This window comes from Streptomyces sp. NPDC001027 (assembly GCF_040299045.1).
Taxonomy (GTDB): Bacteria; Actinomycetota; Actinomycetes; order Streptomycetales; family Streptomycetaceae; genus Streptomyces.
On the sequence record NZ_JBEPBI010000030.1, the window covers coordinates 26,646 to 41,013 of the forward strand.

Consider the following 14,368-nt stretch of genomic DNA (forward strand, 5'->3'; position numbering starts at 1 on the left):
TGCACCGCCGGGCCCGCTGGTCAGGGGTTTCGGTCACTTACCCGCCCCGGCGGAGCCGACGGTCCCGGTGACGGTGACCGTCACGGTGACGGTCGGCCGGGCGCCGGGCGCGGCGGAGCCGGACGGCTTGACCGGCGACGGCGTCGCGGACTTGCAGTCGCCGAGCCCGCTCACCCGGAACAGCTGCTTCCGGCCGACGACCGCGGTGAGATCGCCCCGCACACAGGCCCCGTCGACCGCGCGCGAGATCCGGCCCTCGACCGTGATGGCGCGTCCGTCGGCGGTCCTGCCGCGGCAGTCCACGGCGGCGACGTCGCCCGCCTTCTTGTCGTCCTTGTACTGAGCCGTGCAGGTCAGCCAGCGCACGTCCACGTCCCGGCGCTGGATCTCGGCCGTCGCCGCCTCGTCGGTGGTGTGCGCCACGGCCATGGTGCTCAACCCGCCCGGCTCGCACCCCACGACGCCGAGCGCCGCGACCGCGAGCGCCGCCGCCGCCGGAAGCAGCCGATCACGCCTCAATGCCCCCATGAAAGGCAGCGTGCCACTCGGACCGACCGTGCGGTAGCCCGTATGCGGTCATTCCGCGCGCGGTTGCCGTGCGCGGTTGCCGTGCGCGCACGGGCGGGAGGCGGCACGGCACGGGAGCCGCTCGCCCGCGTCGCGTTCAGCCGCGCAGCAGCAGCCACTCCTGAAGCTCCACCAGGTTCCCCTCCGGGTCCTTGAGGTGGGCGACGCGCATGCGGTCGGTCATCGGGGCGGGTCCGTGGATCAGGGCGGCGCCGCGGGCGGTGAGGCCCGCGCAGTAGTCGTCCAGGTCGTCGACGCGCAGCACCACCAGGGAACGGTGCCCGTTCGCCGCGTCGCCCAGCTCGCCGAGCACCTCCGCCATCATCGCGCGGTCCTGGATCGCGATGCCCGCCGAACCGACGGCGGGGCTGAACTTCTCGTACGGCCCCTGCTCCGCGCCCGACTGCGGCCTCAGGCCGAGGACATCGGCGTAGAAGCGGTAGCAGAGGGCGAAGTCCTCCACCAGCAGCCTGACTTGGACGAGCTCCACGGCAACCTCCGAACGGCGGGCGAGCGGACGGACAGACGGACACGCGGGCGGGCAGACGAACGGGGTCAGGACCAGCGGCCGGTCCGGCCGAGGACGAGGGCCGCGGCCGCCGTGCCGGCGGTCGAGGTGCGCAGCACGCTCCGGCCTAGCCGGTACGCCTTCGCGCCCGCCTCCTCGAAGAGGACCAACTCCTCCGGCGACACGCCCCCTTCGGGGCCCACGACGAGCACGATCTCGCCCTCGGCGGGGAGTTCCGCGGCGGCCAGCGGCTCGCTGCCGTAGTCGCGGTCCTCGTGCAGGACGGCGGCGAAGTCGGCCCGGGCGAGCAGCGCGGCCACCTGGCGGGCGGTCGCCGCCTCCGCGACCTCGGGGAAGCGGACCCGGCGGGACTGCTTGCCGGCCTCGCGGGCGGTGGCCCGCCACTTGGCGAGCGCCTTCGCGCCGCGCTCGCCCCTCCACTGGGTGATGCAGCGCGCGGCCGCCCACGGCACGATCGCGTCGACGCCGGTCTCGGTCATCGTCTCGACGGCCAGCTCGCCCCGGTCCCCCTTGGGCAGGGCCTGCACGACCGTGATCCGGGGCGTCTCGACGGGCTCCTCGACCGTCTCGCCCAGACGCACCACCAGCCGGTCCTTGCCCTCGGCGGCGACGACCTCGGCCGGCGCCCAGCGGCCGGCGCCGTCGGTGAGGACCACGTCCTCGCCGGCCCGCAGCCGCTTCACCGAGACGGCGTGCCGGCCCTCGGGGCCGTCCAGCACGAACTCGGCCCGACCGTGCGGGAGTTCGTCGACGATGAACACCGGGGCGGTCATCGGGCACCTCCCTCTCCGGCCGCGAAGCCCTGTGACAACGCTGTCCGCGCCTCTGCGAGTTCGGACACCAGCACCTCCACCAGTCGTCCGGCGGGCAGATCGCGGGCCATCCGGTGCCCCTGCCCCGCCCACAGCGCCATCCCCTGGGCGTCCCCCGCCTTGGCGGCCGCCTTGCGCAGCGGCACGGTGAGGTGGTGCACCTCCGGGTAGGCGGCGGGCGCGTACGGGCCGTGCTCGCGCAGGAAGCGGTTGACCAGGCCGCGGGCCGGTCGGCCGGAGAAGGCGCGGGTCAGCTCGGTGCGCACGAACAGGGGGTTGGTCAGCGCCTGCTTGTGCACGGCGTGCGCGCCGGACTCGGGGGCGGCGAGGAACGCGGTGCCCAGCTGGGCCGCGCTCGCGCCGGCCGCGAGGACGGCGGCGATCTGGCTGCCGCGCATGATGCCGCCGGCGGCGACGACCGGCAGGCCCACCGACTCGCGGACCTGGGCGACCAGGGAGAGCAGACCGATGCCGCAGCCGTCGTTCTCGGGGTTGTCCCGGTGGCTGCCCTGGTGTCCGCCGGCCTCCACGCCCTGCACGATGACCGCGTCCGCGCCGGCCCGCTCCACCGCGAGGGCCTCTTCGGCGGTGGTCGCCGTGACCAGCGTGAACGTTCCCGCGCGGCGCAGCGACTCCAGCGCCTCGCCGCTCGGGACGCCGAAGTGGAAGGACACGACCGGCACCGGGTTGTCCAGCAGCACCGCCAGCTTGGCGTCGTACCCGTCGTCGCGGCCGCTGTCCGGGTCGCCGAGCTCGGTGTCGTACCAGACGGTCTCACCGGCCAGCTGGTGGGCGTACACGTCGACGGCGCCGGCGTCGGGGAGCGCGGCCTGGGCCGCTCCGGCGGAGCCGGTGCTCGCACCGGGGTATTCGGGCTGCGGCATGAAGAGGTTGACGCCGAAAGGACGGCCGGTGAGGCTCCGCAGCTGTTTGATGTCCTCGTACATGCCGTCGGCCGTCTTGTAGCCGGCCGCGAGGAATCCGAGCCCGCCCGCCTCGGACACGGCGGCCGCGAGCTGTGGGACGGAGACACCGCCCGCCATGGGGGCCTGCACGATCGGGTGCGGGAGGAGACCGGTCAGCGCGGAGGACATGGCGGCATGTTGTCACGTCCTCTGGACAAGTCCGAATCGGCCCTCGGAAGGTGCGGCGGGGTGGGAACGACAGCCCGCCGCACCCCGCCGTCACCGTCCGTTGAACGCGTCCTTCAGCCGCGAGAACAGTCCCTGCTGCCCGGGCTGGAACTGCCCCGTGGGCCGCTCCTCGCCCCGCAGCTTCGCCAGCTCCCGCAGCAGTCGCTCCTGCTCCGGGTCGAGCTTCGTCGGGGTCTGCACCTCGACGTGCACGATGAGGTCGCCGCGCCCGCCGCCGCGCAGATGCGTGACGCCCCGGCCGTGCAACGGGATCGACTGCCCGGACTGGGTGCCGGGCCGGATGTCGACCTCCTCGAGGCCGTCCAGCGTCTCCAGGGGCACCTTCGTGCCCAGGGCCGCCGCCGTCATCGGCAGGGTCACCGTGCAGTGCAGGTCGTCGCCGCGCCGCTGGAACTGGGCGTGCGGCAGCTCGTGGATCTCCACGTACAGGTCGCCGGCGGGACCGCCGCCGGGGCCGACCTCGCCCTCGCCCGCGAGCTGGATCCGGGTGCCGTTGTCGACGCCGGCCGGGATCTTCACCGTCAGGGTGCGGCGCGAGCGCACGCGCCCGTCGCCGGCGCACTCCGGGCAGGGGGTCGGCACGACGGTGCCGAAGCCCTGGCACTGCGGACACGGCCGCGACGTCATGACCTGGCCCAGGAAGGACCGCGTCACCTGCGACACCTCGCCGCGACCGCGGCACATGTCACATGTCTGGGCGCTGGTGCCGGGGGCCGCGCCCTCGCCGCTGCACGTCGTGCAGACGATCGCCGTGTCGACCTGGAGGTCCTTCGTGGTGCCGAAGGCCGCCTCCTCGAGGTCGATCTCCAGCCGGATCATCGCGTCCTGGCCGCGGCGGGTGCGCGAGCGGGGCCCGCGCTGCGACGCCGTGCCGAAGAACGCGTCCATGATGTCGGAGAAGTTGCCGAAGCCCCCCGCCCCGAAGCCGCCGGCGCCACCGCCGCCCGCCTGGGACAGCGGGTCGCCGCCGAGGTCGTAGACCTGCTTCTTCTGCGGGTCCGACAACACCTCGTAGGCGGCGTTGATCTCCTTGAACCGCTCCTGGGTCTTCGGATCCGGGTTGACGTCCGGATGCAGCTCGCGCGCGAGCCTGCGGAAGGCCTTCTTGATCTCTTCCTGCGACGCGTCGCGGCGCACGCCGAGGACGGCGTAGTAGTCCGTGGCCACTTACGACTCCGCCAGGATCTGTCCGACGTACCGTGCCACCGCTCGTACCGCTCCCATCGTTCCCGGGTAATCCATGCGGGTCGGTCCGACCACGCCGAGTTTGGCGACTGCCTCGCCGCCCGAACCGTAGCCGACCGACACCACGGAAGTGGAGTTGAGTCCCTCGTAGGCGTTCTCGTGACCGATGCGTACGGTCATGCCCGAATCCCCCGCCTCGCCAAGGAGCTTGAGGAGCACGACCTGCTCCTCGAGGGCCTCCAGGACGGGTCGGATGGTGAGGGGAAAGTCATGCCCGAAGCGGGTGAGATTGGCGGTTCCGCCGATCATCAGCCGCTCCTCGTTCTCCTCGACCAGCGTCTCCAGCAGGGTGGAGAGCACCATCGTGACGGTGCCGCGGTCCTCCGCCTCGAAGGCCTCCGGCAGATCCTCCACCAGCCGCGGCACGTCCGAGAACCGGCGGCCGGCGACGCGGCTGTTGAGCCGCGCGCGCAGATCCGCCAGCGAGGACTCCCCGAAGGGCGCCGGGCAGTCCACCAGCCGCTGCTCGACCCGCCCGGTGTCCGTGATCAGCACCAGCATCAGGCGTGCGGGCGCGAGCGAGAGGAGCTCCACGTGCCGCACGGTCGAACGGGTCAGGGACGGGTACTGCACGACGGCGACCTGCCGGGTGAGCTGCGCGAGCAGCCGTACCGTCCGCGCCACGACGTCGTCGAGGTCGACCGCGCCGTCCAGGAAGTTCTGGATGGCGCGCCGCTCGGGGCCGGTCATCGGCTTGACGCCGGCCAGCTTGTCGACGAACAGCCGGTAGCCCTTGTCGGTGGGGATCCGCCCGGCACTGGTGTGCGGCTGGGCGATGTACCCCTCGTCCTCCAGGGCGGCCATGTCGTTGCGGACCGTCGCCGGGGAGACGCCGAGGTTGTGCCGCTCGGTGAGCGCCTTGGACCCCACGGGCTCCTCGGTGCCGACGTAGTCCTGGACGATGGCGCGCAGCACCTGGAGCCTGCGTTCGCTCAGCATCGCGCGCACACCTCCAGAATCTCGTCCCCCAGTCCCCTGGGCCTTCGCGTTTGGCACTCTTCACATTCGAGTGCCAGCGTTCCCCGGCCAGTGTACGGCTGTGGGGTACACCCGGGGCAAGGTCGGCCCCGGCACGGGCGCCCTGCAGTTAGCGTCGCGGTATGACGATGACTTGGGAAGAGCTGGGATGGGAGCGGGTCGCGACGGGGGTGGGCCGGTGCCGGCTGCCGGGCTGGGACTGCACGGTGGGTCTGGTCGTCGGCACGGGCACGGCGCTGGTGATCGACGCCGGGTCGACGCTGGCGGAGGGGGCGCTGCTGCGGGCGCAGGCCGAGCAGCTCGCCGGCTGCCGTGTGACTCATCTCGCGTTGACCCACCCCCATTTCGACCATGTGCTGGGCGCCGCGGCGTTCGCCGGGGCCGAGGTGTTCGGGGCGGTGGGCATCGACTCCGTGCCGGCCGACGAACTGCGGTCGGACGCGGTCCGGCAGGGCGTCGACGAGGCGGCGGCGACGGAGGCGGCGGACACGCTCGTGCGGCCCCGCCACTTCGTCTCCGGGGAGTGGACGCTCGACCTGGGCGCCGGCCGGCAGGTCCTGCTGGCGAACGTGGGCCCCGCCCACTCCGCCCACGACCTGGCCGTCCTCGTCCCGGGTGCGGCGGCCGGCGAGCCCGAGACGGTCTTCTGCGGCGACCTGGTCGAGGAGTCCGGCGATCCGCAGGCAGGCCCGGACGCCGTGCCGTCGCGCTGGCCGGCCGCCCTGGACCGGCTCCTCGACCTCGGCGGCGAGGACGCGCGGTACGTGCCCGGTCACGGGGCCGTGGTGGACGCGGCGTTCGTGCGGGCGCAGCGGGACGCGCTCGCGAAGCGGTTCGGCGTGTCGCCGTAAGCCCGCCTCGGGGATTCTCCTATCGTCATCCGAATGCGCCAGTACTCCGCCGACCTGACCCCTCCCTGGAAGAAGCCGACGCCGGTTCCCGAGGTCGCGGCGGAGCCCGGCCTGGTGGTGGAGGAGCCCGGCACGGGTTTCTGCGGTGCGGTGATCCGCTGCGAGGCGGGCACGGTGACCCTGGAGGACCGCTTCGGCAAGCACCGGGTGTTCCCGCTGGAGCCGCGCGGCTTCTTGCTCGAGGGCAGGGCGGTGACTCTGGTGAGGCCCGCCGCCGGCCCCGCGCGGCCGGTCCGCACCGCCTCGGGTTCGGTCGCCGTGCCGGGCGCCCGCGCGCGCGTCGCCCGCGCCGGCCGCATCTACGTCGAGGGCCGGCACGACGCCGAGCTGGTCGAGAAGGTGTGGGGCGACGACCTGCGCGTCGAGGGCGTGGTCGTGGAGTACCTGGAGGGGGTGGACGACCTGCCGTCGATCGTCGCCGAGTTCGGCCCCGGCCCGGACGCGCGGCTGGGCGTCCTGGTGGACCACCTGGTGCCCGGCACGAAGGAGTGGCGCATCGCGCAGTCGGTGACCAGCGAGCACGCGCTGGTCGTCGGCCACCCGTACATCGACGTCTGGGAGGCCGTGAAACCGGCGTCCCTCGGGATCGCGGCATGGCCGCGGGTCCCGCACGGCCAGGACTGGAAGACGGGCGTGTGCCGGGCGCTGGGCTGGCCGCCGGAGAACACCGGGGCCGTGTGGCAGGCGATCCTCAAGCGGGTCGGCTCCTACAAGGATCTGGAGCCGGAGCTGCTGGGCCGGGTGGAGGAGCTGATCGACTTCGTCACGGACGGCGGGGCCTGAGGCGCGGCCCGACGTCCGCCCGCACGACAGGGCGCGAGGCGGGGCCCGACGTCCGCCCGCACGACGCCTCCGTCCGGGGAAGGCGACGCCCGGGATCGGAGCGCACGCCCGGGATCGAAGCGCCCTTGTCTGCGCCGGTCCGCGCCCGGATTCACGGCCCGATCCGCGCGGGTCCACGGCCCGGTCCGCGCCCGGGTTCACCCCCCCCGGGGGGGGTCAGTCGACGAGGTCCCGCACCACCGCGTCCGCCAGCAGCCGGCCGCGCAGCGTGAGCACCGCGCGCCCCTCGTCGTACGGTCCGTTCTCCAGCAGTCCTTCGCCCAGCGCCCGGCGGGAGGCGGTGAGTCCCGCCGGCCGCAGCAGGTCCAGCGGCGCGCCCTCGCGCAGCCGCAGCTCCAGCAGGATCCGCTCGACCCTGCGGTCCTCGTCGGACAGCAGCTCCCGGCCCGCGCCCGGGGAGCGGCCCGCCGCCAGCGCCGCCGCGTACGCCCCCGGATGCTTGACGTTCCACCAGCGCACCCCGCCGACGTGCGAGTGGGCGCCCGGCCCGGCGCCCCACCAGTCGGCGCCGCGCCAGTACAGCTCGTTGTGCAGGCAGCGTGCCGCCGGCGAGGCGGCCCAGTTGGAGACCTCGTACCAGTCGTAGCCTGCCGCCGACATCACCTCGTCCGCGATCAGATAGCGGTCGGCGTGCACGTCGTCGTCGGTCATCGGGACCTCGCCGCGGCGGATCCGGCGGGCCAGCTGCGTGCCCTCCTCGACGATCAGGGCGTACGCGCTGACGTGGTCCGGTCCGGCGCCCAGGGCCGCCTCCAGCGAGGCCCGCCAGTCGTCGTCCGACTCGCCCGGGGTGCCGTAGATCAGGTCCAGGTTGACGTGGTCGAAGCCCGCCTCGCGCGCCTCCGCCACGCACCGCTCGGGCCGGCCGGGGGTGTGCGTGCGGTCGAGGACCTTCAGCACGTGCTGCCGCGCGCTCTGCATACCGAACGAGACCCGGTTGAAGCCGCCCTCGCGCAGGGCCGTCAGATAGGCGGGGTCGACAGACTCCGGATTGGCCTCCGTCGTCACCTCGGCGTCCGCCGCGAGGCCGAACTCGTCGCGGACCGCGCCCAGCATCCGCACCAGGTCGGCGGCGGCCAGCAGGGTCGGCGTGCCGCCGCCGACGAAGACCGTGCGCACCTCGCGCGGATCGTCGCCGAGGACCTTGCGGGCCAGCCGGATCTCGTCGATCAGGGTGTCGGCGTAGTTGTCGCGGGAGGCGAGGACCCCGCCGGTGCCGCGCAGCTCGGTCGCGGTGTAGGTGTTGAAGTCGCAGTACCCGCAGCGGGTCGCGCAGTACGGAACGTGCAGATAGAACCCGAGGGGGCGGTCGGCGGCGCCGGCGAGCGCGGACGCCGGGAGCGCGCCGTCGCCGGGGACCGGCTCGCCGTCGGGGAGTGCGGAAGGCATACGGCCCATTGTCCCGCACGCCCGCGCCGCCCCTCGTCGGCGCGGGCCCGAGGCCGTGACCTTGGCCGCCCTGGCCGTGACCGGGGCCGCCCTCAGGCCAGCAGCTCCGCCCCCAGCGGGCGTCCGGGGCCGGCGCCCGGCAGGACGTACGCCACCGCCGAGCCCCGCGCCTGGATGAACGCGGTCAGGTCGTCCTGTGCGGCCATGCGGCGCTGGACTCGGGCGAACAGCGCCGGGTCCCGCATGAAGGCGAGGAACAGCAGGCCCTGGTCGGTGGGTCCGTCGGCGTAGGAGTAGCTGCGGCGCAGCATCCGGGCGCCGTCGTCGAGACGGGGGCTCACGGCGCGCACGTGCGAACGCGGCGGCGTGATGTACCCGCCCTGGGAGTCCTTGGCCAGCAGGTCGACCTCGTCGTGCTCGGATCCGCCGTCGAGCGGGGCGCCGGTCGCGCGGCGGCGGCCGACGACCTCCTCCTGACGGTGCACGGCGAGCCGCGCGAAGTCCTCCACGCGCAGGTGGACGCGGCGCACGACGAGGTAGGTCGCGTCGCCCGACCACACCCAGCGCTCGCACTCCTCGGCGGTGGGGTTGGCGCTGCCGTTCCTGAACCCGAACAGGTCGCGGGGGGCGGCGCCGCCGTCCGAGGGCGGCAGGAAGCCCGCCTGCCGCCAGCGCGGGCTCAGTGCGTCCCCCGCCAGCCGCGTCAGGGTGGCCGCGGTCGCCTCGGTGGCGTCGGCCGAGTCGGCGCACAGCTGCACCAGCACGTCTCCGCCGCAGCGGGCGGGGTCCAGCCAGTCACCGGGGAAGGAGGGCAGCTCGCGCAGGGCTTCGGGGGCGCGCAGGCCGAGACGGTCAGGCAGCCCGGGGCCGATGCCGAGCGTGGCGGTGAGACGGGCCCCGCGGCCGCCGCCGGCCTCCCGGCTCTCGCCATCGCCGTCGGCCTCCCCGGCCTCCCGGGCTTCCCGGCTGTCTCGGGTGTCCCGGGTGTCCTGGACGTCCGCCAGGGCGCGGGTCCACCTGGCGAGCACCGCCTTCAGCTCCCGTGCGCCCGCCGCACCGCGCAGGGCGGGATCGAGGTCGTACGCCAGGACCAGCGCGGTGGCCTGTTGCGGGGTGGTCACCCCGGCCTGGCGGCGGCGCGCCGCGGGAGCCCCGGGCCCGGGCGCTCCCGCCGGCGGACCGGCCTCGCGGGTGCATGCGGTCGCGGTCAGCCCGATTCCCGCGCCGGCGATCAGTACGCTCCGGCGGGTGGGCGGGTCATCTACGGCATTCTTCGCCTTCGGCACAAAACTGGACCATACATGCGCAGGTGTGTCCGGGCCGCGTCCCTCGCCGCCCGGCCCGTGCCCTTCCCGGCGCCACCGCCGATGCGCCACCGCCGACGCGCCGCCCCCCGCAACGCGGCGGTCTTCGCCGCCCGGAGTCGAGCAGCCCGCGTCACAGCGCCTGCAACACCAGCAGCGCGAGGTCGTCGTCCGGCGGCTCCTCGCCGAATTCGTGCACCAGGCGCCGGATCCGCTCCGCGATCAGCTCCGCGTCCAGTCCTGCGCAGCCCGCCAGCGCCGTCGCGAGACCGTCCTCGTCGTCGAACTGGCGCGTGCCCGAGCGCCGCTCCGTCACGCCGTCGGTGACGCACAGCAGACTGTCGCCGGGGCGCAGTTCCAGCGTGTCGCAGGTGTAGACGACGTCCTCGACGACTCCGAGAAGGGTCTGCGGGCGTCCGGCCGTGGCGACCGCGCCGTCCGGCGCGAGCAGCAGCGGGAGCGGGTGCCCGGCGGAGGCGAGGATGCAGCGGATGCCGCCTTCGAAGGGGGCCAGCTCGCCGTACAGGAGCGACAGGAAGCGGGTCTGCGGGCCGTCCGCGGGTCCGGCCGGGCCGACGAAGGCGCGGGCGGCGGCGTCGGCGGCCTCCGTCGCGTCGTCGAGGAGGAGCTGGTTGAGGCGGTCCAGGACGTCGGCGACGCCGTAGCCCTCACGGGCCAGCAGCCGCAGCCAGGGGCGGGCCAGGCCGATGACGACGGCCGCTTCCGGGCCCTTTCCCTGGACGTCCCCCACGGCGAAGCACCAGCGCCCGTCGCCCGCCGGGAACAAGTCGTAGAAGTCGCCGCTGGGCCCGCCCTGCTCGCGCGGCTCGTAGACGAGCGCGCTGCACACGCCGGGGATCTGCGCGACCGCGCCGGGCAGCAGCCCGCGCTGCAGGACCGCGCTGATGGTGGCCTGCCGGGCGTACTGACGGGCCGCGCCGATGGCCAGCGCCACCCGGCGGCCGAGATCCTCCACGAGCCCGGTGACCTCGTCGGGGAAGACGCCCGGTCCGGCCCGTCCGAGGACCAGGGTGCCCAGGGGCCGGCCGCCGGCGATCAGCCGGTAGGCGAGCGCGGCGCCGTGCGGGCCGAGGGCCGTCGCGGGCCAGGGATAGGACTCCGGCCCCGAGCGGGGGCCGCCGTCGGGCGGGCACGGCGGGTCCTTCTCCAGGGCGTGGCGCAGCTCCTCGATGCGGTTCTCGCTGCCGTGCCAGACCCGGGCCAGCCGCGGCCCCGGCCCGCCGGTCCAGTCGCCGCGGCCGCTGACCTCGTCCTCCAGCCACACCGCGCACCAGTCGGCGAGCCGCGGCACCAGCAGCTGGCCGGTCAGCGCGGCGACCAGGTCCTCGTCGAGCTGGCCGGCGAGCAGGTCGGACGCCTCGGCGAGGAAGGAGAGGGCGCCGCGGTCGAGCCAGTCCGGGTCGCCCCGGCCGTTCGGCTCCGGTTCGGGGGCGAGGGCGTCGAGGAGACCGGTGAAATCGGCGTGCCCGTAATCGTGACCGCAGCCGTGGTGCAGGGCGACGTCGGAGTCCAGGTCGGGATCGAAGTCCGGGTCGAAGCCGGGGTCGAAGTCGGGGTCGACGTCAGGGCGGAGGTCGGGATCGAAGTCGGGGCTGTGACCGATGCCCCGGGCCTCGTCGCGCCCGGGGTCGCCGGCGCGGGCTCCGGCGGTGCAGCCCAGGACGCCGCCGGGCCGGCCCGTCGCCTCGGCCGCCCGGGCCGCCCCGCCGCCGGCGGAACCCTGCTCGGCGGACTCGGCGTTCGGCAGCAGCCGCGCCCAGACCGTCTTCGCACCCCTGCGGTACGTCACACCCCAGGCGTCCGCCAGCGTGGCGACCAGGCGCAGGCCGCGGCCGTGCTCCGGCATGCCCCGGGGCGGGTCGGGGGCGTGGTCGCGCGGGGTGCGGGAGGGGTGCCGGTCACAGACCTCCACGACGACCGCGAGACCGCCCTCGGACGGACCGGGCTCCACGTCCAGCCGGCACACCAGCTCGACCTCGGTGCCGGCGTGCACCACGGCGTTCGTGACGAGCTCGCTGACGACGAGTATCGCGTCCTCGGCAAGGCGCTCACGGAGCTTCACCGCGCCGGGCAGGCCGCTGCCGGCCCACTCCGACAGCGCGGCGCGGACCAGGTCGCGGGCGGCGCCGGGCGCGAGGGAGCTGCCGGCCAGGATCGCGCGCGTGTGCGGGAGCCCGCTCGCGCGCGCGGGCGCGCCTCCGGCCCGGGAGAAGGTCTCCCGTTGCGTCGGAATGGCACCCATGCGCGGCTCCCCGGACAGTACGGACGCCATCAGGGTGACAGACCGGGTCCGTCCATGAGCGCTGGGTCACCGAAGTGGGCCGTTCGAGGCGAGAAGCGTGCTATGCAAAGGCACCCTTGTGCCCGTTGACGCACGATTGAGGGGCGGAATCCGAGCATCCGGAATCCGCCCCTCCGCTTGTGCGCCGCTCACACCGCTCCGGTCACGCCTCGCGCGATCCGGCGTACATCTCCTCGATGAGGTGCTTGTACTCCCGTTCCACCACCGGCCGCTTGAGCTTCAGGCTCGGCGTGATCTCACCGTGCTCGACGTCCAGGTCGCGGGGCAGCAGCCGGAACTTCTTGATGGTCTGCCAGCGCTGGAGGCCTTCGTTGAGCTGCTTGACGTAACCGTCGATGAGCTCCACGGTGGCGGGCGCGGCCACGACCTCCGCGTACGGCTTCCCGGCCAGTCCGTTGTCCTTCGCCCAGTCCAGGAGGGACGGTTCGTCGAGCGCGATGAGCGCCGTGCAGAAGTTCCGGTCGGCGCCGTGCACGAGGATGTTGGAGACGTACGGGCAGACCGCCTTGAACTGGCCCTCGACCTCGGCGGGCGCGATGTACTTGCCGCCGGACGTCTTGATGAGGTCCTTCTTGCGGTCGGTGATCCGCAGGTACCCGTCGGGCGACAGCTCGCCGATGTCGCCGGTGTGGAACCAGCCGTCCGCCTCGAGGACCTCGGCGGTCTTCTCGGGGAGCCCGTGGTAGCCCTCCATGATGCCGGGGCCGCGCAGCAGGATCTCGCCGTCGTCGGCGATGCGCACCTCGGTGCCGGGCAGCGGCTTGCCGACCGTGCCCGTGCGGTAGGCCTCGCCGGGGTTCACGAAGGAGGCCGCGGAGGACTCCGTCAGGCCGTACCCCTCGAGGATGTGGATGCCGGCGCCGGCGAAGAAGTACCCGATCTCGGGCGCGAGGGCCGCCGACCCGGAGACACAGGCGCGCAGGTTGCCGCCGAAGGCCTCGCGGATCTTGGCGAAGACGAGCGCGTCGGCGACCTTGTGCCGGGCGCCGAGCCCGAAGGGGACCGACGCGCTGCCGGTGCGCCGGAAGTTGTCCTGGGCGGCCTTGGCGTACTCGCGGGAGACCCCGGCGGCCCACTGGAAGATCTTGTACTTGGCCCCGCCGCCCGCACGGGCCTTGGCGGCGACGCCGTTGTAGACCTTCTCGAAGATGCGCGGCACGGCGGCCATGTACGTCGGCCGGACGACCGGCAGATTCTCGATGATCTTGTCGACGCGGCCGTCGACGGCGGTGACGTGTCCGACCTCGATCTGGCCGGATGTGAGCACCTTGCCGAAGACGTGCGCGAGCGGCAGCCACAGGTACTGCACGTCCTCGGGGCCGACCAGGCCGGTCGCCGCGATCGCCTTCGCCATGTACGACCAGTTGTCGTGCGGCAGACGCACGCCCTTGGGACGGCCGGTGGTGCCGGAGGTGTAGATGAGGGTGGCGAGCTGGTCGGAGGTGATCGCGGCGACCCGCTCCTTGATCAGCCCGGCCTCCTTCTCCAGCCGGGCCGCGCCGCGCTTCTCCAGCTCGTCCAGGGTGAGGATCCAGTCGGCGGTCTCCACGCCGGCCGGGTCGATCACGACCACATGGGTGAGGTCGGGCAGCTCCGCGCGCTTCTCGACCGCCTTGGCGAGCTGCGCCGCGTCCTCGGCGATCAGCACCCGGCTCTCGGAGTCCGAGAGGATGAACGCCGACTCCTCGGCGTTGGTCTGCGGGTAGACGGTGGTCGTGGCGGCGCCGGCGCACATGATGCCGAGGTCGGCGAGGATCCACTCGAGGCGCGTGGAGCAGGCGAGCGCGACGCGCTGCTCGGGCTGCACGCCGAGCTCGATCAGGCCGGCCGCGATCGCGTAGACCCGCTCGGCGGCCTGCGCCCAGCTCAGCGTCTTCCAGGCGTCGGGGCCCTCACCGGACGCGGCGGGCACCGGATGCCGGTACGCCTCCCCGTCGGGCGTGGCCGCCACGCGCTCCAGGAAGAGGCCCGCGACCGACGGCGGACGGTTCTCGATCAGTGTCTGTGTGTCGCTCACGACATCCTCCGGGGCCCGCGACGGTGCGGCTGGCTCGTTGCGGCGTCGTTCGACGCGCGGCTGCTGTTGACGGCGGCTCTGTTGACGACGGCTGTACTGGACGACGGCTGCAACGGGACGACGGCTGTGCCGGACGACCGCTGCACCGGACGGCGGCTGTTGTTTAACTCACGAGTAACTACCGAGCAGGCATCAGAGTAAAGGGCGACTGGCCAGCGCGTAAGGGGCTCCGGGCGGTCACTTTCTCCTGAGTACAGCCAAAGGGCCCGCCGCGCGACAGCACGACAGGCCCTTTT

General features: G+C 74.0%; 12 protein-coding genes. 2 read left to right on the forward strand and 10 right to left on the reverse strand.

The window, feature by feature from the left end; all coding sequences use genetic code 11:
- Positions 1-33: 33 nt before the first annotated feature.
- From ABT300_RS11865 to hrcA, 6 genes are all read right to left on the reverse strand, one after another.
- On the reverse strand, positions 34-528 hold the full coding sequence (locus ABT300_RS11865) for a hypothetical protein (RefSeq protein ID WP_351674213.1): 495 nt from the start codon (positions 526-528) through the stop codon (positions 34-36).
- Positions 529-664: 136 nt separating this feature from the next.
- A complete protein-coding gene (locus tag ABT300_RS11870) occupies positions 665-1,057 on the reverse strand; it encodes a VOC family protein (RefSeq protein WP_351674215.1) in 393 nt (130 codons plus the stop codon).
- A gap of 65 nt (positions 1,058-1,122) precedes the next feature.
- Positions 1,123-1,869 carry a 16S rRNA (uracil(1498)-N(3))-methyltransferase gene (locus ABT300_RS11875; protein WP_351674216.1) on the reverse strand — a complete coding sequence of 249 codons (747 nt, stop codon included), beginning with the start codon at positions 1,867-1,869 and terminating at the stop codon, positions 1,123-1,125.
- Complete coding sequence (locus ABT300_RS11880; protein WP_351674218.1) at positions 1,866-3,002, reverse strand: nitronate monooxygenase; 1,137 nt, start codon at positions 3,000-3,002, stop codon at positions 1,866-1,868. Before ABT300_RS11880 ends, ABT300_RS11875 begins: the two co-directional genes overlap by 4 nt.
- Before the next feature lie 90 nt (positions 3,003-3,092).
- Positions 3,093-4,229, reverse strand: coding sequence for a molecular chaperone DnaJ (gene dnaJ, locus ABT300_RS11885; protein ID WP_351674219.1), 1,137 nt, complete (start codon positions 4,227-4,229; stop codon positions 3,093-3,095).
- Positions 4,230-5,246 carry a heat-inducible transcriptional repressor HrcA gene (hrcA, locus tag ABT300_RS11890; RefSeq protein WP_107444000.1) on the reverse strand — a complete coding sequence of 339 codons (1,017 nt, stop codon included), beginning with the start codon at positions 5,244-5,246 and terminating at the stop codon, positions 4,230-4,232.
- 161 nt (positions 5,247-5,407) lie between these two features.
- On the opposite strand from hrcA, the gene ABT300_RS11895 reads away from it, so the two are divergent.
- Together ABT300_RS11895 and ABT300_RS11900 are read left to right on the forward strand one after the other, a co-directional pair.
- On the forward strand, positions 5,408-6,136 hold the full coding sequence (locus ABT300_RS11895; RefSeq protein WP_351674222.1) for an MBL fold metallo-hydrolase: 729 nt from the start codon (positions 5,408-5,410) through the stop codon (positions 6,134-6,136).
- 33 nt (positions 6,137-6,169) lie between these two features.
- Entirely contained in the window at positions 6,170-6,979 is an 810-nt protein-coding gene (locus ABT300_RS11900) for a DUF3097 domain-containing protein (protein ID WP_351674224.1), read from the forward strand.
- 216 nt (positions 6,980-7,195) lie between these two features.
- Here the strand turns inward: ABT300_RS11900 and hemW are convergent, their stop codons facing one another.
- The 4 genes from hemW to ABT300_RS11920 form a co-directional block, all read right to left on the reverse strand.
- The gene (gene hemW, locus ABT300_RS11905) at positions 7,196-8,428 is read right to left on the reverse strand and encodes a radical SAM family heme chaperone HemW (RefSeq protein WP_351674226.1); all 1,233 of its coding nucleotides are present in this window, start codon (positions 8,426-8,428) and stop codon (positions 7,196-7,198) included.
- Between the two features lie 92 nt (positions 8,429-8,520).
- Positions 8,521-9,714: a Dyp-type peroxidase gene (locus ABT300_RS11910; protein WP_351674227.1), complete on the reverse strand. Its 1,194-nt coding sequence runs from the start codon at positions 9,712-9,714 to the stop codon at positions 8,521-8,523.
- Positions 9,715-9,865: 151 nt separating this feature from the next.
- Entirely contained in the window at positions 9,866-11,995 is a 2,130-nt protein-coding gene (locus tag ABT300_RS11915; protein WP_351674229.1) for a SpoIIE family protein phosphatase, read from the reverse strand.
- 202 nt (positions 11,996-12,197) lie between these two features.
- Positions 12,198-14,072: an AMP-dependent synthetase/ligase gene (locus ABT300_RS11920; RefSeq protein WP_351674231.1), complete on the reverse strand. Its 1,875-nt coding sequence runs from the start codon at positions 14,070-14,072 to the stop codon at positions 12,198-12,200.
- Between the last annotated feature and the right edge of the window lie 296 nt (positions 14,073-14,368).

Excerpts from the sequence above, each read along its gene's own strand:
- ABT300_RS11865 (WP_351674213.1), bottom strand. The coding sequence starts at position 528 with ATGGGGGCATTGAGGCGTGATCGGCTGCTTCCGGCGGCGGCGGCGCTC.
- ABT300_RS11875 (WP_351674216.1), bottom strand. The coding sequence starts at position 1,869 with ATGACCGCCCCGGTGTTCATCGTCGACGAACTCCCGCACGGTCGGGCC.
- ABT300_RS11880 (WP_351674218.1), bottom strand. The coding sequence starts at position 3,002 with ATGTCCTCCGCGCTGACCGGTCTCCTCCCGCACCCGATCGTGCAGGCC.
- hrcA (WP_107444000.1), bottom strand. The coding sequence starts at position 5,246 with ATGCTGAGCGAACGCAGGCTCCAGGTGCTGCGCGCCATCGTCCAGGAC.
- ABT300_RS11895 (WP_351674222.1), top strand. The coding sequence starts at position 5,408 with ATGACGATGACTTGGGAAGAGCTGGGATGGGAGCGGGTCGCGACGGGG.
- ABT300_RS11900 (WP_351674224.1), top strand. The coding sequence starts at position 6,170 with ATGCGCCAGTACTCCGCCGACCTGACCCCTCCCTGGAAGAAGCCGACG.
- hemW (WP_351674226.1), bottom strand. The coding sequence starts at position 8,428 with ATGCCTTCCGCACTCCCCGACGGCGAGCCGGTCCCCGGCGACGGCGCG.
- ABT300_RS11915 (WP_351674229.1), bottom strand. The coding sequence starts at position 11,995 with ATGGGTGCCATTCCGACGCAACGGGAGACCTTCTCCCGGGCCGGAGGC.